Genomic DNA, 17060 nt, shown 5'->3' with positions numbered 1-17060 from the left:
ATCACAAATACTGTAGGGGGTATATAGAATGGCGTATAAGCAAATGACAGCCGCTGAGGTTTCAAAGAAAGTAATCAATAAAACCGACTTATTTATTTTGGATGTTCGAAATGAAAGTGACTACAATGATTGGAAAATTGAAGGGGAAAATTTTGAAATCATTAATATCCCTTATTTTGATCTACTAGAAGGCGTGGAAGAAATTCTCGATCAAATCCCAGACAATAAAGAAATACTGGTAGTTTGTGCAAAGGAAGGCTCTTCCGTTATGGTAGCTGAAATGTTATCTGAAGCTGGATTGGATGTTTCTTATTTAAAGGGCGGCATGAAAGCATGGAGTGAACATTTGGAACCAGTGAAAATCGGTGAATTGACCAACGGGGGCGTAATTCACCAATTTGTTCGACTTGGTAAAGGCTGTTTATCTTACATGGTCGTGTCCAATGGTGAAGCAGCGGTTATTGATTCTACTAGAATGATTGATGCCTACCTTGATTTCGCCGATGATATCGGGGTGAAAATTACACATGTTCTGGATACGCACTTACATGCCGATCATATTTCAGGTGGAAGACGAATAGCGGAAGTAACAAATGCAACTTACTGGCTGCCGCCAAAAGATGCGGCTGAAGTGACTTATGAATATCAGCCATTAGAAAACGGTAAGGTCATAACGATCGGTCATACAGCAATTGATATCCAAGCATTATACTCCCCGGGCCATACCATTGGATCCACTTCATTTGTGGTCGATCAAAAATACTTGCTAAGCGGGGATATACTATTCATTGATTCGATTGGCAGACCGGACCTAGCAGGGCTGGCTGAGGATTGGGTCGGCGACTTGAGAGAAACACTGTATACACGTTATAGAGAATTATCAGACGAGTTAATCGTATTGCCATCACATTTCATGATCATTGATGAATTGAATGAAGATGGAAGTGTCGCTAAAAAGTTGGATGCGCTGTTTGCTGAAAATCACGGATTGAACATTGCGGATGAAGCGGAATTTAGAGAGCTGGTAACAGGTAATTTACCGCCTCAACCAAACGCTTATCAAGAAATTCGTGAAACCAATATGGGGAAAATCGAGCCTGATGATGAAAAACAGCGTGAAATGGAAATCGGGCCAAATCGCTGTGCGGTTCGTTAATACCGATAAAAATAGAAGCGAAGAAAATAGGAGGAATGAAATATGAATTCAGATAAAGTGTTAGATGCTAAGGGACTAGCTTGTCCTATGCCGATCGTTAAAACGAGAAAAGCGATGAATGATTTGCAAACCGGGCAAGTGCTGGAAATACATGTAACCGATAAAGGAGCTAAAGCCGACTTAGCCGCTTGGTCTAAATCCGGTGGCCATGAACTGGTGGAAACGGCAGAAGAAAATGATATTCTGAAATTTTGGATTAGAAAAGGTTGATAAAGAGAAGGGAACCATTAGGGTTCCCTTCTTTTAAGGGAGGCACTTACAATGGATATCACCTTTATCATGACCATCTTTTTGATTGGTTTTATAGGTTCATACGTTTCAGGAATGCTCGGCATCGGCGGTTCGATAATAAATTATCCAATGCTGCTGTTTATTCCCCCAATCTTCGGTTTAGCGGCATTTAGTGCCCATGAAGTGACAGGTATAAGTGCTGTACAAGTCTTATTTGCTTCCATCGGAGGTATATGGAGCTATCGTAAGAGCGGACATTTAAATAAAACGCTGATTCTTTATATGGGGATCAGTGTGTTAATCGGAAGCGTGGTTGGAAGTTTCGGATCACAATCGATGTCGGAAAACGGTGTGAATATCGTCTATGGCATTTTGGCGTTGATAGCTGCTGTCATGATGTTCATTCCTAAGAAAGGGATAGATGATATCCCTTTGGATCAAGTAACCTTCAACAAATGGCTTGCGGCCATCCTTGCCTTAATCGTTGGTTTAGGTGCCGGGATAGTCGGTGCCGGAGGGGGCTTTCTATTAGTTCCGATCATGCTTATCGTTTTAAGAATTCCAACCAGGGTAACGATTGCATCATCATTAGCAATCACTTTCATTTCATCCATTGGTGCAACAGCAGGGAAAATCTCAACGGGTCAAGTTGACTTCTATCCGGCATTGATCATGGTAGTTGCTAGTTTAATGGCATCTCCGCTTGGGGCGATGGCTGGTAAAAAAATGAATGTAAAAGTGCTGCAAGTCATACTGGCTTTATTGATATTAGCGACGGCTGTGAAAACTTGGGTGGGGATCATGTCTTGAGTTTTGACCCGAAAGGAAGCAGGTGTGAAAATAATATTAGTATTCTAAAAAGAATTCTATCGCTAAAGAATTGTTCACTAATTCCTTTTCCTCCATCACTTTTTTTCTTATTAACTTGTACCAGATAAGTCAATGGGACTTCTGTTAATAGAAAAAGCTGACTGTAGAAAGTCAGCTTTTTCATATTGTAGCCGTTGACAAATAATTAAAAAATTACCGCTAAAATAAACCAAACAATCATCAATAATTGAATTACTACTTTGGCTAAACTGCCGCCTAAAAAACCGATGATAGTTGCAAACCCAACTTTAGTAGCCTTCATTATATCTTTTTGAATGATTAATTCCGAAACGAGGACCGCTAAAAATGGTACGAGAATTATTCCAAAAGGAGGGAAGACAAATGAACCAACAATCGTGGCAATAGCGGCTATTGTCTCGGATGTTTTTGACCCCCCATACTTTTTAACAAAATAACTATTTGCGATAATATCGGCCGCGATTAATACACCGCTCAACACAACCATACTGATCCAGAACCATAACGATAACCCATCAGAATTGATGAGGAATTGATAAACTGCAAATCCTCCCCAAATAGCAACAACCGAAGGAATAATAGGATAAATAATTCCTACAAAACTTAAAGCAAATAAGACGATCGTTAACCCCCACCATAAAATATCCAATAAAACTCCACCTTTTCTTACTTACTTATCATATATCTACTAAATTATATTTCTATTTAGGGACAAAAACCATTCATTCTTTTTTTGAGTGAATTGCCAAAAAGAACTTGTTGATCAATTCTTATAATAACACTTTAACTAGGGTTGTTGCGGCATCCTTTTTCTTATTCAAAAAACTGGGCAGGTTAGTTAAGGATGTTGTAATATTAAAGGAAAAGTAGGAGTTTAAGAAGATGAAGATTTTTGATTTAAAATCAGGAACAAAAGTAATAATAGACGAAAGTAGAATAGTAATAGAAAGAACAAGTGGAAAAAGTGCAATGAAGGGTTTGTTCGCAGGGCGAGCAATGGGGCAAATGACCATAAAAACGTCATCAGTGACTGGGTTAATTCACTTTGCTGACTTTTTAATGATTTGTGCTTCTGGACTCCCGACTCCCAATGATTTTAAATTATCCAGCGTAGCAGAGATAAAACAATACCCTAACTGTATTGTGGCAAAAGAAAGTGAATTAGAAGAGTTATATCAATTTCTTAATGGATTTATTAAGTAAGGTTTCCATATGGGAAAATAAAAAAACTACAATGAAAGCAGTTGTTTTCATCTAAGAAACACAACTGCTTTTAGCTTTTGAAAAATTTTTTTACGGTATAGTTCAAATACAACTTGTTGTCATCTGAGAGCAATCAATAAGGTTGAAGCTGTCTTGTCTTTAAGGCAGCTTCAACCTTATGCAACTTTCAGGGCAGTTTCATAACAAAACAATATAATATTTATAGTGCATGAATAATAAAATAAAGGAAGGATTGTATGATACTAACAGCTTCTTCCCAATTAATTCTTTTGGTTATTCTTGATTGAGTAGCTTTCATGCTCAATATTTGGGTAGTCATTCGTACGATCCCAAAGCTCCTCCATTAAATTATTTAAAACCTCCATAGGTAGTAACCCCAAACATGATTAGATGCTATATCTATTTAGGCTATTTTATTTAAGAGTGGGTTTAATTTCATCTTCTTCATGGTCTTTTAAATGCGGTATTAGAGTTGCCAAATGAGAAATATGTAAGTATCTGCTGATAAGCCACCGAGTTATTCTTTCAAGAGTTGTTAGTTCCTCATCATTATGAAATGGATCAAAAATCCTTAGTCTTTGTTTTTGGAAAGGATCCTGTGGATATTTACTAGCAAACAAGTTTACAAAAACTTTTATAATTTACAAAAAAGAAATAGCGCCACTGATTATAGCTAATACAGTTAAGATTAACGATGTCAAGATGGCCCATTTGTATGCGAATTTCTGATATTCTCCAAGGTCTTTATCAACCATGCCAACTAATAGAATGGTTGATGCAACAAGTGGACTCATTAAATGAGCGGGTTGTCCCAATATAGAAGCCCTTGCAATTTCTAACGGACTAATACCATAGGAAGAAGCTGCCTCTGCAAGAATGGGGAGAACTCCAAAATAATAGGCATCATTCGATAAAACGAAAGTGAATGGCATACTTGTAATGCCAACAATGACAGGGAAAAACGGTCCGAATGAAGCAGGTATTATCGCAACCAGTCCATTAGCAATAGCATCAACCATTTTTGTACCGGAAAAGATTCCTGCAAATACTCCAGCCGCAAAAACTAGTAGAACAACAATTAGAGCATTTCCAGAATGTGCTAAAATACGTCTTTTTTGCATTTCCAGATTAGGGTAGTTAATCATTAAAGCAATAGCGAAACCGACCAAAAATAAAATAGGGGAGGGTACCAATCCCATAATAAGAATGACCATAATGCCTGCCACAAGTAGTAAGTTTACCCACAAAAAACGAGGGCGTTTAATGTCAATATGAGGAAATGAATCAGTGGCTTCATTTTCTACAGTAGCAGCAATTTCATTTTTCAACTCTTCAATGTGTATTACACCCAGTCGTTTACGTTCTTTTCTCCCTAAAATAAATGCGACGAAAATAACCCAAAGAGCACCACCGATCATGGTAGGAATAAGTGGAACAAAAAATTCGGATGCATCAAGTCCCAATACTGCTATTGCTCGGGTAGCAGGTCCACCCCAGGGGGTCATACCACTCATAACACTTAAAGCTAGCATGGCTACTGTGGCTAAAACCAATGGATTCATACCGATTCGTTTATAAAGTGGATACATAGCTGAAACAGTAATGATATACGTTGTTGTACCATCTCCATCTAGGGCCACGAGTAAGGCAAGTATTGTGGTACCTATCGAAATTTTGACAGGATCTCCCTTGACGACTTTTAATAGCTTTTTGATAAGTGGGTCAAATAAGCCCGTGTCTATCATAATACCAAAAAACAATATGGCGAATAATAATAGAGCTGCAGAAGGAGCGACTAGCTTAATGCCTTCCATCATCATAGTGCCAATTTTACTTCCAAAACCACCAACCACTGCAAAAACGATCGGAACTAAAGTTAAAGCAACAATGGGTGATAAACGTTTGGACATAATTAAATAGGTAAAAACGGTAACCATGGAGATGCCTAAAATTGTAAGAAACATTATTAAATCCCCTCCCATATTTTGAATGCGCTTTCAAATGATTTCTGGATGTAAGAAATCATTTTGTGACTCTTCAGAAAAATTAACTGGTAGACTAATAAGTTTTACACTGTGCTTATGCGCTTTTCTTTATTAAAGGTAATACAGGGAGAACAATAAGTTAAATACATATTTTTTTTGTATTGGTATCAAAATAATTTATTCTTAAAAAAAGATTGCGGAGGAGAGCAAAGAAAGCCAAGGGATCATTGATACAATAAAGAAATTGTTAAAAATTCAATGCTATTTTTAGTGTTAAAAAGAAGGTCATCATCTAAATATTGTGTATGATAACCATCTTTTCTTTATCGATAAGACTTTTTCTTTGTCCTTGAGCAAAGCTTCCTCCTTTTTTTATTTAACATTTAGTTTTACATGACTGTTCTTGTTTTTTTTTCTTAAACTTAATTTTAATACCAATTTTAGTAATGGAGGCACTGCGGCATAAATAAAAGCCATCCGAAATAGTTGATAGCTGGTAACAGTAGATACATCAGCATTTACTTCTTGTGCAATGATTCCCATTTGATCCATTCCACCAGGGGCTAAACTTAAAAAACCCGTAATAGTCGATAAATCATAATACTGGGTCAGTAGAAAACTAAAAAACATTGTGGCAAGAATCAAAATTAGACCGTTCATCAAAGCAAATAGTAAGGTTTTTCTTTTGTTGTCAAGTTGTTCCGGTTTTAATAGTAACCCGATATAACCGCCAACCATAAATTGAGATATATCAAGAATCGTAGGGTGAAGTGGTGGTCCCTGCAAACCTAAAAGACCTATTGCAGCAGAAACGATTACTGGTCCTAAAAAATAAGGAGCTGGTAATTTGAATATTTTACCTATTCTTGCTCCGAGAAAACAAATAAGGGCGAACAGAAAGATAAGAGGAAATAAATCACTCCACTCTGGAATAACGTTATCCATTATTTTAGAGGAACCATTGGTACTATTCGCTGCAAAAATGGGACTGATAATTAAAAGGGGAACTAAGAAAACAACCATTATCACTCTTGTAACATGGAAAAAGGTTACTGTCGTAATATCAATACCTTTCATTTCTTCTGCAAACACAACGATTTGTGATAAACCTCCAGGAATACTACTCGTTAAGGAGGTAGGAAAGTCAATGCCGGAATATTTTGACATAACAAAAGCAGAACATGCACACACAAGGACAATTAAGGTTGTAAGGATCAACATTGAGGGAAGGTGACTGATCATATCAGACAGTGAGCTCTTGGTAAAGGAGATGCCTATTGAATAACCGACAATAATTAACCCAGTATTTCTCATCGAAACGGGCCAAATTAATTTAACATTTTTGAAGCGTGATGCAATTAATAGGGCTGCCATTGGACCAAGAAGCCAGGGGATTGGAAACCTGATAAGAGAGAAAAGGCTGCCTCCAATAAAAGCAGTTAGAAGTGCAGCCGAAAATTGGATTGACTTGCTTGCATTATTTAAATCCCACTTTTTCATAATAATTCTCTTCCTTTGTAATAGTTTTACTTCGTTTCGTCTTGTCTTGTTTCATTGTTTAGTATCATTAAGAAAATCAATAAATGCTTTTACTTGTGCCAAATCCATAGTCACATCCCGATAAAAAACCCATGTTTCTCTTAGCAAATAACTATTATCGCTTAATACAATGGGGAAAGTATACAGTGGATCATCATTTTTAATACAGATTTCTGGTAAAATGGCATATCCTAAACCATTAAGAACCAGTTCCTTACATGTTTCAATCCGATCTACCTCCATTGAAATCTTAGGTGGTAACGCAAATGTTTCCTGCCACCAGTTTTCAATAGTATTACTTAACGATTGGTCTGTCTGATAATTAACTCTAGGAAGAAAAGGAAGTTCTTTTAATTCAATTTTTTTACTGGAGGCAATACAAATCTTTTCTTCTTGAAATAACACTTTATTTTCCTGCCATTTGTAAGGACCTCTAACTATCCCGAGATGTGCTTCTTCCTTTTGAAGCATTTGATGAATTTGAGAACTCCATCCAGTTTTCAAACTGATTTCAACCTCTGGATATAGGGTTAAAAATTCTTTTAATAATACTGGTAGTTTATATCGGGCAAACAAGCCAGATACACCCAATCGCAAAGTTCCCTTTACTTTTTTATCCAAATTCGAAATATGTTCTTTTGCAGCTCCTAATTGCTTACGCATATTTTTCGAATATTGAACGAGGTATTCCCCTTCAACTGTAAACTCGACCCCTCTTTTGCCTCTAGAGATTAAATTTGTTTTGAACTCTTTTTCCAGCTGTTTTATACGATAGGATAAAGCTGGCTGAGAAATAAATAGTCGTTGTGCTGCCTTTGTTATATTTCTTTCTTCGTAAAGAGTAATTAATATAAGCCAGTCTTTTTCATCCATAAAATTTTTCTCCTTTAACCATAAAAAATATTTATGGTTAATTATAAAAAATGATAATTTATTTGATTTCTAAAAGTATCATACAACTATTGAAAAAAGAAATCTATCTTTTTATGTAAATCAACAGACTCACTATATTTTACGTTTTCAACGTTCTTTCATAAAATTTTTCTATGGCAATGAATAAAAAAACAATATTATTTTTATTCTTTATTTTCACTTATTATTTACATAAGAGTTATCACTACTAAACAGGAGGGGTAAAAATGTCAAATACACAAAATTATGATGTAGTTGTAGTAGGGGCAGGAAACGCAGCTTTGTGTGCCGCAATCTCAGCAAAAGAGGGAGGTGCTAGAGTTCTTGTATTAGAACGGGGACCAGTGGAAAAGCGTGGAGGGAACTCTTTCTTTACGGATGGGGCCATTCGTGTTGCATACAATAATTTAGACGCAATCAGAAATATAATACCTGCATTAACAGATGAAGAATCCGAGTTACTTGTAATGCCTGAATACACGGAATCAGATTATTACAATGATCTAATGCGAGTAACAGGTGGACAAAGTAATCCAGAGTTAGCCAAACAGCTGGTTTCTAGATCGTATGAAACAATTACGTGGATGCGTGATCAGGGAATAAAATTTGAATTGAATTATGAAAATCAATCCTTCGTACAAGATGGCAAGCGCAATTTCTGGGGAGGACTGCCTATCAAAACGGAGGATAAAGGCGTTGGCTTAATGAGACAGCTCTTCGCGCGGACTGAAGAAATCGGCATCGACGTTTGGTACGATTCACGTGCTGTGGAGCTTGTTTCAGAGCATAACACAATAACTGGCATCGTTGTTGAGAAGGATCATACAATGGTAACTGTTCAGACATCCGGTGTGATTTTGGCTTGTGGAGGCTTTGAAGCCAATAAGAAAATGAGAAGTGAAAATATTGGTGAAGAATGGGAAGCGGCTATTGTTCGTGGAACCGAGTTCAACACAGGAGACGGCATTTCCATGGCTTTGGCAGTGGGTGCTCAAAAATTTGGGCAGTGGTCTGGATGTCATTCTATTGGAACAGATTATAATGCCCCAAAAGTAGGAGACTTCACGAAGCCGGGAGATATTTTTAAAAAGCATTCTTATCCGTACAGCGTCATGCTTAATAATGAAGGGAAACGGTTTGTTGATGAAGGAGCAGATTTGCGAAATTACACCTATGCCAAATACGGCCGTGAGGTATTAAAACAGCCTGGACATGTGGCCTATCAAATTTATGATGCGCAGGTACGCCCGATGCTGCGTAAAGAATATGACCTTGAAGAGGCGACTATTTATAAAGCAGATACGCTTGAAGAGTTGGCTAGTTTACTGCCGGTCAATCAAACACAATTTCTTAAAACGATCGAAGAGTATAACAATGCGGTACAAGATGGCGAGTATAGACCCGCAGAGAAAGATGGCAAAGGAACGAAAGGAATTACTCCTCCTAAATCCAACTGGGCACTTCGAATTGAGCAAGGTCCATTCTATGCTTTTCCTGTAACGTGCGGAATCACTTTCTCGTTCGGTGGTTTGCATGTAGATGCTACGGGCCATGTGTTAGACAAAGAAGAACAACCGATAAAAGGTCTCTTTGCGGCTGGTGAAATGATTGGGGGGATTTTTTATGAAAACTATCCTGGTGGATCCGGGTTAATGTCTGGAGCAGTCTTTGGAAAATTAGCTGGATCATCCTCAGCACGCTATTCTCAAGAAAAGGTTGAAACGATCCATAATCATTGAGTCTTTTCCTTGAATGGTTTACTAGATAAGAGTGTGTCCAAAAAATAATCGAGTTACGTGTAGTAGAAGAATGAAAAATAGCCAAGACTTAAAAAAGTCCTTGGCTGTTTGTTATTTTAACAGATTAAAAGTCTTTATGCTTTGACTAAAACTCATATCATATAGAAACTTAGTAACCGTTTATCGATTGGAGTTTTTTCAGATGAGTGATTGTATAGCTTTAAGCGTCCTGATGGCAGACAATAAGATTCTTAACTACTAGCTTTAAACGAGTTCAGTACCAGCAGGAATGGATCAGATGGGCATTAACGTGAATGAAATCAGTTCTAACTTATCAATTTACCAGTTATATTTTGCTGTTTATCACTCCGATGCTAAAGTTCAGCATGAAGAAGGGTAGTGGATTTGTGTATTGGTATTTTCTCTAAACAAGATGATAGATAGTAATGAGCTTTTCTTAAATACCATAGTAACACTAAAAATCTGGTTTCAGTATTTATACCCTAATTTGTATAAGAGTTTTGGCTTTACTAGGAAAATTTTTTATTCTCATTCATAGATTATTATTGCATTTTTAAGACATTGATTAGGTTAAGTACATTAAAGTCTGGGCTCTATTGAAAACTCATTTATACAAAGCAAGGATCATTGAAGTAAACAATTTCGGAAAGAATTTTAGTGCCTTTTATATTTTTGTATAGTTCTTTCGCTTCTTTTTCTGTGTCAAATTCAAATATTTTAATATTTCCTTTTAAAAAGACAGTGATGACCCACATTTGACAAGCCTCCAGGAGATAGAAAATTTTTTTGCTGTAGATCAATTCAAATCAAGCTAATTGATAGGAATGCTCGTAATTTTTTTTCGTATACACGTATCCCTCCAAGATGATTCTTGCTGTGCGTACCACTTTAATAGCACGTATGTGTCCTGCCAAGAAATCAACCTTTGTTTCCATTATCCCCGCAGGATGGGCTAATCGGAAAATTTCGTGTTTAATGTTCACCATCTCAGATAAAACCGTTTCTTGTAAGTAAGCCCCTGCTGTTGCACAGATGGCCCCTGTAATAGCAAGCGCTTGATGGGGCTTTTGCATCGACATCATTCTGATCATCAGATCCATCTCTGACGCTTTTCTTTTAGCTCCGTTTAGATCGACGTAATCCATAGGAGGAGCAATTATGGTCATTTTAGGCACAGCAGGAGATTTCACAGTAGCTGATTTCTTATCGGAAAATTGACACATTTCAGCTGCAATCGACCGGATTTCTTCTAGTTCATTTAATTTTTCCTGTGAATAATCAGAGGGCAATTCGCTTCCGCTTAAACCAATATCCTGTGCCCTTACGAAAACAAGTGGATTGGCAACATCTATAATTGAAACTTGAATCAGCCGATCCTTGGTTTTTATCATGTCAATCGGGTTTCCTGTAGGAAAAAGTTTTCCTGTAACTGCTCCTTCTGCATGAGTAAAAGAAAGATAAATAGGTGATCCTTTACCTGGTACCCCAGGAATTGAGCAGCAGCCTTCTGATTTCACTTGTCCATTTTCAACCTCTACTTCTGCAATAATCAGTTTTTGTGTATTCACGTTAAAGATTTTCACCGTTGTAACAGGTTCTTTTACAGGGACTAAACCTTGCTCAATGGCGTAAGGTCCTACAGCAGAAGAAATATTTCCACAATTTCCTTTAAAATCAACCATTTGATTATCGATGCTTATCTGAGCAAATGTATATTCCACATCGAATTCTGGTGAATCTGATTTTTTGATAATCGCTGCTTTACTTGTCAATGAATTCGCTCCTCCAAGACCATCAATCTGTCTCCGATCCGGACTGCCCATCACGTCAAGTAAGAAACTTTCCCAGTCTGAGGGATTCGAAGGCATATGTTCAAAGTTAAGGAACACACCTTTACTTGTCCCGCCGCGCATTACAACTACTGGTACTTTCATTGTATAACCACCCTTTCTCAACCAATTAATAGCACTACCGTTCCCTTTGAAAATATAGTATGATAAGTTTAATCATAAGTAAAATACATATTTTTTTAATAAAAATGATAAAAAAACTTATAATCCAAAGACGGGAGATGCTTAAGTGGACGAAAAAGATTGGATTGCGATAAGGGTACTATATGAAGAAAAAAACATTAGCCGTGCCGCAGAGCGTTTATATATATCGCAGCCGGCGTTAACGTACCGGCTTAAGAATTTAGAAAAAGAATTTAGCACAAACCTATTCTTCAAAATAAAAGGGGGCATTGAGTTCACTTCAGAAGGGATACATTTAGCGGGCTATGCGGAAGAAATGGTGAAAAAGTTGCAAAAAACGAAAGATTATATGCTGAATATGAAAAATGAGGTAAGAGGAACGTTAAGGCTTGGCGTTTCCAGCAACTTTGCCCAATATAAACTACCAGAAATACTGAAAAAGTTTTCAACACAATATCCTCATGTACAATTTAATGTGAATACGGGCTGGAGTACCGAAATCATGCATCTTCTGGATTCCTCTAGTGTTCAATTAGGCATTCTGCGTGGAAATTATGAATGGTATGGAATCAAATCGTTACTGCATAAAGAAAGACTTTGTTTAATTTCTAAGAAAGAGGTAGATTTGGATAATTTGCCAGAGCTTCCATTCATAAATTATAAGACCGACAGTTCTTTAAAGAACTTAATAAATGGCTGGTGGCATGATAGATTCCCTGAGCCACCATTTGTAACTATGGAAACAGATCGGCAGGAAACGTGCAAAGAGATGGTCAAAAATGATCTTGGTGTTTCTATTCTGCCGGAAATATGCCTGCAGCCTTCAGATAATTTGCATACATACGGGTTATCCTACAAAAATGGGAAGCCGGTGTTAAGAAATACATGGTTAATGTATAACCAAGATTCATTAAAACTCTCTACTGTGAAAAACTTTATTGATTTCTTGAATAAAAATTCCAATCTTTAACGAAAAAGCACAATGAAATTATTGACAATTTCATTGTGCTTTTTGGATTTGTTCATTTAATATAAAATGGATTATAAGTTTTTTTTTCGTAAAAGTACAAAAAATATGTATTTCACTTATTTACTGTTATGAACTATTCTAAAAATAGAAAACAAGCAACAGGGAAGCTAAAAATATAATATGCATTGTTTTTTAATTATTCAAACTCTTTATCTAATTTGTAAGCGGTTTCTATATTGGGGGGGATTCATATTCTAACGTTACTTGGAATTTCAATGGTCATTGTCTTTACTTATTTAATCATGTCTAAACGGTTATCACCTGTTAATTCTCTTGTAGTCATTCCAATTATCTTTGCATTAATTGGCGGATTTGGTCCAGAGATCGGAGATATGATGCTCGATGGAATAAAGGTTGTCGCACCTTCAGCCGCTTTGCTATTGTTCGCTATTCTGTTTTTCGGAGTTCTGATTGACGCTGGATTATTTGATCCACTTATTAAAACTATGTTAAAAATCGTAAAAGGGGATCCGGTTAAAATAGCGATAGGAACAGCAGTAATCGCAATGACCGTTGCCTTGGATGGTGATGGTACCACTACTCATATGATTACGATTTCCGCTATGCTGCCTCTTTATTTACGACTCGGTATGAATCCGCTTATTCTTGCCACTATTTCTATGCTGGCTGTCAGTATTATGAGCGGTATGACTCCTTGGGGAGGTCCTGCTACAAGGGCAATAGCATCTTTGGGTCTGGATGCAAATGAATTCTTTGTCCCGATTATCCCCACACTATTCTCAGGAATGGCAGCTATTCTTTTTACCGCTTATGTACTTGGGAAAAAAGAGCGCAAAAGGCTTGGCGTTGTTTATATCAAGTCCGCACCTGAAATGAAAGGGGCTTTTGCTGAAGCAGCGGTAGCTTCCGCCATCCAAGATGATTTAAAGCGCCCTAAATTAATATGGGTCAATCTTTTGTTGACGCTCACAGTCATGGTCGTTCTTGTAATGGGCTTAGTACCCGTACCGGTGTTATTTCTAATCGGGTTTGTTCTTGCTTCGATCATAAATTACCCTAATATAGAACAGCAAAAAGAGCGAATCGGGGCACATGCTGGAAACGCTATAACCGTTGTCACATTAGTATTTGCGGCTGGTATTTTCACAGGGATCTTTTCTGGAACGAAAATGGTAGACGCCATTGCCAATTCCTTAGTGGCGATCCTTCCGGATTCTTTAGGCTCTTTTTTACCGATGGTCGTTGCATTCACCAGCATGCCATTTACGTTCGTTTTATCCAATGATGCTTACTATTTTGGTGTTTTGCCAATTCTTGCCGAAGCAGGAGAAGCTTATGGGGTAAGTCCTTTAGAAATTGCCAGAGCTTCCGTACTGGGCCAGCCTGTACATTTCTTAAGTCCACTCGTGGCCTCGACTCTTTTACTAGTAGGGATGGTAAAGACAGATATCGGGGAATTTCAGCGGTATGCATTTAAATGGGCTCTAATTTGTTCATTAGTCCTTATCATTGCCGCTATCTTGACAGGGGCTATTATTTAAGTGTAACGATATCAAATAAATTCTCGAACTTAAACAATTTGGGCTGTGCCAAAACCAATTTATCATAAGTTTTGGCACAGCCCATTCTTTTATTTAATTCCGGAAGTAATGATTTTTACAATTTTATTCGCCAAAGTCATAACCGTGTATAGACGAGTATCATTTAAAAATTGCATCGTTGGCAGCGGATCTATATAATTTACCATTCCTATAATATGATAGTCTCCCACTTCAGGCAATACTTTTTTTAAAGCTTTCCCTGGGACAAGAGGTCCATCCTTCAAGAAAACATAACCGACCTGGTTTTGTTCCCCTAAACAAGCATCCACACAAAAAATAAGAGGCTTTTTGAATTGTTTATTAATTTCTTTCAACGTGTCTTTTAAATTAAATGCATGAACCGGATTTTCCAAGGTACCGTAAACACGATAAGGCACCGTATGTTCTTTAAGCATCGTTCCGACTAAAGGTCCCAATGAATCTCCAACTGATCGGTCTGAACCAATACACAGAAAGATTACATCTCCGTTTTGACATCCTGAAGATTGAATGATCTCTTTGACTTTTAATGCTAAACTGTTTATTTCTTCGCCTTTTGGTTCCACAGAACAAATCTGCTCCCTCTTTTTGTGAATTAGACTCATTTTGATTCCCTTTTATTCTATTATACGAATAAAAAAGATATCATGCTTGTAAATATGAGCATACGCTTGAGACTGATGGATATTTTATATTCTTAGATTTAACAAGCTAAAAAAATGCAGTAAGGGAGATATGAATTAATCGGGTTAACAAGTATGTCATATAGTATCTGTATATTTACAAACTATTAATAAGCTTTAATATTCTGCATCGGTCTTTTTATGACAAATCCTTAGTTTTTTCTCCACTTTTGACTCAAACCATCAATTTCCACCTCTTGCATGTTGTAAATATGGTTATAAACTCCACTGTTTTTCGATAAACCGTGACTTTTGGTTTATTTTCCTTGCGAAGGAATAAAATCACACGGGATTAACAGAGCATTTAAAAAAGTCTGTTAATTTTGAGGGTAGGGTTTGCTATAAGGAATACAGCTCCCCTCAAAAAGATTTTTTGGAGGTAATGTTGATGAAATCCAGCAATAGCGGTTTAAACAGACGTAATTTCTTAAAAGTTGGCGGAATGAGTACTTTAGCATTAACACTTGGTTCAACTGGGGTATTTTCTCTTGCGGGAGCTACAAAAGGATTTGCAGCGGAAGCCAGCAATCCAACAAGTGGGTTTGGTGGCTATGGTCCATTAGTAAAAGACCCAAATGGAGTTCTTGATCTGCCAAGGGGATTTCATTACAAAATGCTTTCACGAACTGGTGATATCATGCCTAATGGTGACCTTGTCCCTTCTGCTCACGATGGAATGGCTGCCTATAAAGGAGAGAAGGGTACAACCATTCTTGTAAGAAACCATGAAAATGGGACAAATTCAGATTACCCTGTAAACGGAAAAAAACCTTGGAGTGCTGGTGCTGCCGGCGGCACAACCACATTAATCGTTGGACAAAATAACAAAATCATTGATCAGTATGTATCAAGTTCAGGTACAATCCGTAACTGTGCGGGTGGAGCTACGACGTGGGGCACTTGGTTAACAATGGAGGAAACTCGTGATATGGGACATGGCTTTGTATTTGAAGTGAATCCGCTTGATCCTGAAAACGAAATGTCAAGAACACCGATCCGTGATATGGGTTATTTCTCCCATGAAGCTGGGCATGTTGACCCTTCAACAGGCATTTGGTACTTAACTGAAGACGCAAGTCCAAGCTTCTTGTACCGTTTTACACCACATGACCGTAGTCAAAAGCTAGGTTCTCTGCAAAAGGGCGGTATCCTTGAAGCAGCAGCGATTGATGAATTGCCGGCTGCAGCTGCAAGTCAATTTAGTACTAGACAAAAATTCGGGATTGTTTGGAAAAAATTAAATCCTGAAATCGCACAGCAAGACGCTAAGGATAAAGGCTGTATTCAGTTTAGCCGCTTAGAAGGGGCTTATTTTTCTGAAGGTACTTTATGGTTTGATGATACAAGCGCAGGTTCAGCACGCCTTGGCCGTGTTTACCGCTACACGCCAGCAACAAACACCTTAGAACTATTCTATGAGTCTACTGATAAAAATGATTTAGAAGCACCGGATAACATTACAATCACCCCTTGGGGAGATCTTTGGATCGCCGAAGATGGTGGCGGTAATGATCGTATCGTCGGATTAACTCCTGAAGGAAATATTTATACTTTCGCTGAAAATATGATGAACGGTTCAGAATTTGCAGGCCCTACATTTTCTCCAGATGGAAATACTTTCTTTGTAAATATGCAAACACCAGGTATCACCTTTGCGATTTGGGGGCCATTTGCACGCAGAAATTCTACCCGCAGACGAGCTATGAACCAGGCTCTGCCGCCAGCTAGTCTTGCTCCTGTTGTTTCGGATAAACTTACTGCATTTGCAGATGAACAAGGCATGTCTATATTAGAAGCAGCAGCTTTAGAGCGTCATGGTATGCCAATTTTATAAGTGATGATCGCATTTTTGGGGTTCTTTCAAACCATCATGGTAGGAGGTGAGACATTTGTTATCTAGTATCGGCATCCCTGGCCTAATTCTCATTCTAGTCATTGCGTTAATCATTTTTGGCCCTTCCAAATTACCCGAAATTGGAAGTGCTTTTGGAAACACTTTAAAAGAATTTAAAAAGGCAACAAATGACTTGATCAGCAATGACAAAGAAGAAAAAACTAACTCTGAAGAAAAAAATAAACTAGTAGTTCTTGAAAAATCCGAAAAAACTGGGAACTAA

The 17060-nt window shown here is 37.5% G+C and carries 16 protein-coding genes; 9 read left to right on the top strand and 7 right to left on the bottom strand.

The window, feature by feature from the left end:
* Positions 1 to 28: 28 nt before the first annotated feature.
* Genes ACFVS1_RS11145 through ACFVS1_RS11135 form a run of 3 tightly spaced genes read left to right on the top strand, consistent with a single transcriptional unit; the run spans position 29 to position 2257 of the window.
* Positions 29 to 1156, top strand: coding sequence for an MBL fold metallo-hydrolase (locus ACFVS1_RS11145; RefSeq protein WP_387547294.1), 1128 nt, complete (start codon positions 29 to 31; stop codon positions 1154 to 1156).
* A 42-nt stretch (positions 1157 to 1198) separates the two neighbouring features.
* On the top strand, positions 1199 to 1426 hold the full coding sequence (locus ACFVS1_RS11140; RefSeq protein ID WP_241588927.1) for a sulfurtransferase TusA family protein: 228 nt from the start codon (positions 1199 to 1201) through the stop codon (positions 1424 to 1426).
* 51 nt (positions 1427 to 1477) lie between these two features.
* Positions 1478 to 2257, top strand: coding sequence for a sulfite exporter TauE/SafE family protein (locus ACFVS1_RS11135; protein WP_352924524.1), 780 nt, complete (start codon positions 1478 to 1480; stop codon positions 2255 to 2257).
* A gap of 205 nt (positions 2258 to 2462) precedes the next feature.
* Here ACFVS1_RS11135 and ACFVS1_RS11130 read toward each other — a convergent pair whose 3' ends face one another.
* Positions 2463 to 2945, bottom strand: a complete 483-nt coding sequence (locus tag ACFVS1_RS11130) for a DUF456 domain-containing protein (protein WP_387547291.1) — start codon at positions 2943 to 2945, stop codon at positions 2463 to 2465.
* A 233-nt stretch (positions 2946 to 3178) separates the two neighbouring features.
* Here ACFVS1_RS11130 and ACFVS1_RS11125 point away from each other — a divergent pair, with 233 nt between their 5' ends.
* A complete protein-coding gene (locus tag ACFVS1_RS11125) occupies positions 3179 to 3499 on the top strand; it encodes a hypothetical protein (protein ID WP_352924527.1) in 321 nt (106 codons plus the stop codon).
* Between the two features lie 662 nt (positions 3500 to 4161).
* Here the strand turns inward: ACFVS1_RS11125 and ACFVS1_RS11120 are convergent.
* The 3 genes from ACFVS1_RS11120 to ACFVS1_RS11110 form a co-directional block, all read right to left on the bottom strand.
* Complete coding sequence (locus ACFVS1_RS11120; RefSeq protein WP_352924529.1) at positions 4162 to 5484, bottom strand: CitMHS family transporter; 1323 nt, start codon at positions 5482 to 5484, stop codon at positions 4162 to 4164.
* Positions 5485 to 5877: 393 nt separating this feature from the next.
* Positions 5878 to 7005 (bottom strand): AbrB family transcriptional regulator, encoded by a 1128-nt coding sequence (locus ACFVS1_RS11115; RefSeq protein ID WP_387547287.1) that lies wholly within the window; start codon positions 7003 to 7005, stop codon positions 5878 to 5880.
* Between the two features lie 51 nt (positions 7006 to 7056).
* Positions 7057 to 7917 carry a LysR family transcriptional regulator gene (locus tag ACFVS1_RS11110; protein WP_352924532.1) on the bottom strand — a complete coding sequence of 287 codons (861 nt, stop codon included), beginning with the start codon at positions 7915 to 7917 and terminating at the stop codon, positions 7057 to 7059.
* 266 nt (positions 7918 to 8183) lie between these two features.
* Here ACFVS1_RS11110 and tcuA point away from each other — a divergent pair, with 266 nt between their 5' ends.
* Positions 8184 to 9695 (top strand): FAD-dependent tricarballylate dehydrogenase TcuA, encoded by a 1512-nt coding sequence (tcuA, locus tag ACFVS1_RS11105; RefSeq protein WP_352924534.1) that lies wholly within the window; start codon positions 8184 to 8186, stop codon positions 9693 to 9695.
* 629 nt (positions 9696 to 10324) lie between these two features.
* Here tcuA and ACFVS1_RS11100 read toward each other — a convergent pair.
* Both ACFVS1_RS11100 and ACFVS1_RS11095 read right to left on the bottom strand, forming a co-directional pair.
* Positions 10325 to 10471 carry a hypothetical protein gene (locus ACFVS1_RS11100; RefSeq protein WP_352924536.1) on the bottom strand — a complete coding sequence of 49 codons (147 nt, stop codon included), beginning with the start codon at positions 10469 to 10471 and terminating at the stop codon, positions 10325 to 10327.
* Between the two features lie 51 nt (positions 10472 to 10522).
* Complete coding sequence (locus ACFVS1_RS11095) at positions 10523 to 11650, bottom strand: 2-methylaconitate cis-trans isomerase PrpF family protein (RefSeq protein ID WP_352924538.1); 1128 nt, start codon at positions 11648 to 11650, stop codon at positions 10523 to 10525.
* Between the two features lie 145 nt (positions 11651 to 11795).
* Here ACFVS1_RS11095 and ACFVS1_RS11090 point away from each other — a divergent pair, with 145 nt between their 5' ends.
* Together ACFVS1_RS11090 and ACFVS1_RS11085 are read left to right on the top strand one after the other, a co-directional pair.
* On the top strand, positions 11796 to 12659 hold the full coding sequence (locus tag ACFVS1_RS11090) for a LysR family transcriptional regulator (protein WP_034313052.1): 864 nt from the start codon (positions 11796 to 11798) through the stop codon (positions 12657 to 12659).
* Between the two features lie 251 nt (positions 12660 to 12910).
* A complete protein-coding gene (locus ACFVS1_RS11085; protein ID WP_387549304.1) occupies positions 12911 to 14221 on the top strand; it encodes a CitMHS family transporter in 1311 nt (436 codons plus the stop codon).
* A gap of 89 nt (positions 14222 to 14310) precedes the next feature.
* Here ACFVS1_RS11085 and yyaC read toward each other — a convergent pair whose 3' ends face one another.
* Positions 14311 to 14826, bottom strand: coding sequence for a spore protease YyaC (gene yyaC / locus ACFVS1_RS11080; RefSeq protein ID WP_387547282.1), 516 nt, complete (start codon positions 14824 to 14826; stop codon positions 14311 to 14313).
* A 505-nt stretch (positions 14827 to 15331) separates the two neighbouring features.
* On the opposite strand from yyaC, the gene ACFVS1_RS11075 reads away from it, so the two are divergent.
* Together ACFVS1_RS11075 and tatA are read left to right on the top strand one after the other, a co-directional pair.
* The gene (locus tag ACFVS1_RS11075) at positions 15332 to 16777 is read left to right on the top strand and encodes an alkaline phosphatase PhoX (protein ID WP_387547278.1); all 1446 of its coding nucleotides are present in this window, start codon (positions 15332 to 15334) and stop codon (positions 16775 to 16777) included.
* A 55-nt stretch (positions 16778 to 16832) separates the two neighbouring features.
* Complete coding sequence (gene tatA / locus ACFVS1_RS11070) at positions 16833 to 17060, top strand: twin-arginine translocase TatA/TatE family subunit (protein ID WP_352924546.1); 228 nt, start codon at positions 16833 to 16835, stop codon at positions 17058 to 17060.

Source organism: Peribacillus sp. NPDC058075 (genome assembly GCF_042885195.1).
Lineage (GTDB): Bacteria > Bacillota > Bacilli > Bacillales > DSM-1321 > Peribacillus.
Note: the sequence above shows the minus strand (reverse complement) of the source record. Positions and strands in the feature narration are given on the sequence as shown.

Coding starts and splice junctions, on each gene's coding strand:
- ACFVS1_RS11145 (WP_387547294.1), top strand. CDS start 29: ATGGCGTATAAGCAAATGACAGCCGCTGAGGTTTCAAAGAAAGTAATC.
- ACFVS1_RS11140 (WP_241588927.1), top strand. CDS start 1,199: ATGAATTCAGATAAAGTGTTAGATGCTAAGGGACTAGCTTGTCCTATG.
- ACFVS1_RS11135 (WP_352924524.1), top strand. CDS start 1,478: ATGGATATCACCTTTATCATGACCATCTTTTTGATTGGTTTTATAGGT.
- ACFVS1_RS11125 (WP_352924527.1), top strand. CDS start 3,179: ATGAAGATTTTTGATTTAAAATCAGGAACAAAAGTAATAATAGACGAA.
- ACFVS1_RS11120 (WP_352924529.1), bottom strand. CDS start 5,484: ATGTTTCTTACAATTTTAGGCATCTCCATGGTTACCGTTTTTACCTAT.
- ACFVS1_RS11115 (WP_387547287.1), bottom strand. CDS start 7,005: ATGAAAAAGTGGGATTTAAATAATGCAAGCAAGTCAATCCAATTTTCG.
- ACFVS1_RS11110 (WP_352924532.1), bottom strand. CDS start 7,917: ATGGATGAAAAAGACTGGCTTATATTAATTACTCTTTACGAAGAAAGA.
- tcuA (WP_352924534.1), top strand. CDS start 8,184: ATGTCAAATACACAAAATTATGATGTAGTTGTAGTAGGGGCAGGAAAC.
- ACFVS1_RS11100 (WP_352924536.1), bottom strand. CDS start 10,471: ATGTGGGTCATCACTGTCTTTTTAAAAGGAAATATTAAAATATTTGAA.
- ACFVS1_RS11095 (WP_352924538.1), bottom strand. CDS start 11,650: ATGAAAGTACCAGTAGTTGTAATGCGCGGCGGGACAAGTAAAGGTGTG.
- ACFVS1_RS11075 (WP_387547278.1), top strand. CDS start 15,332: ATGAAATCCAGCAATAGCGGTTTAAACAGACGTAATTTCTTAAAAGTT.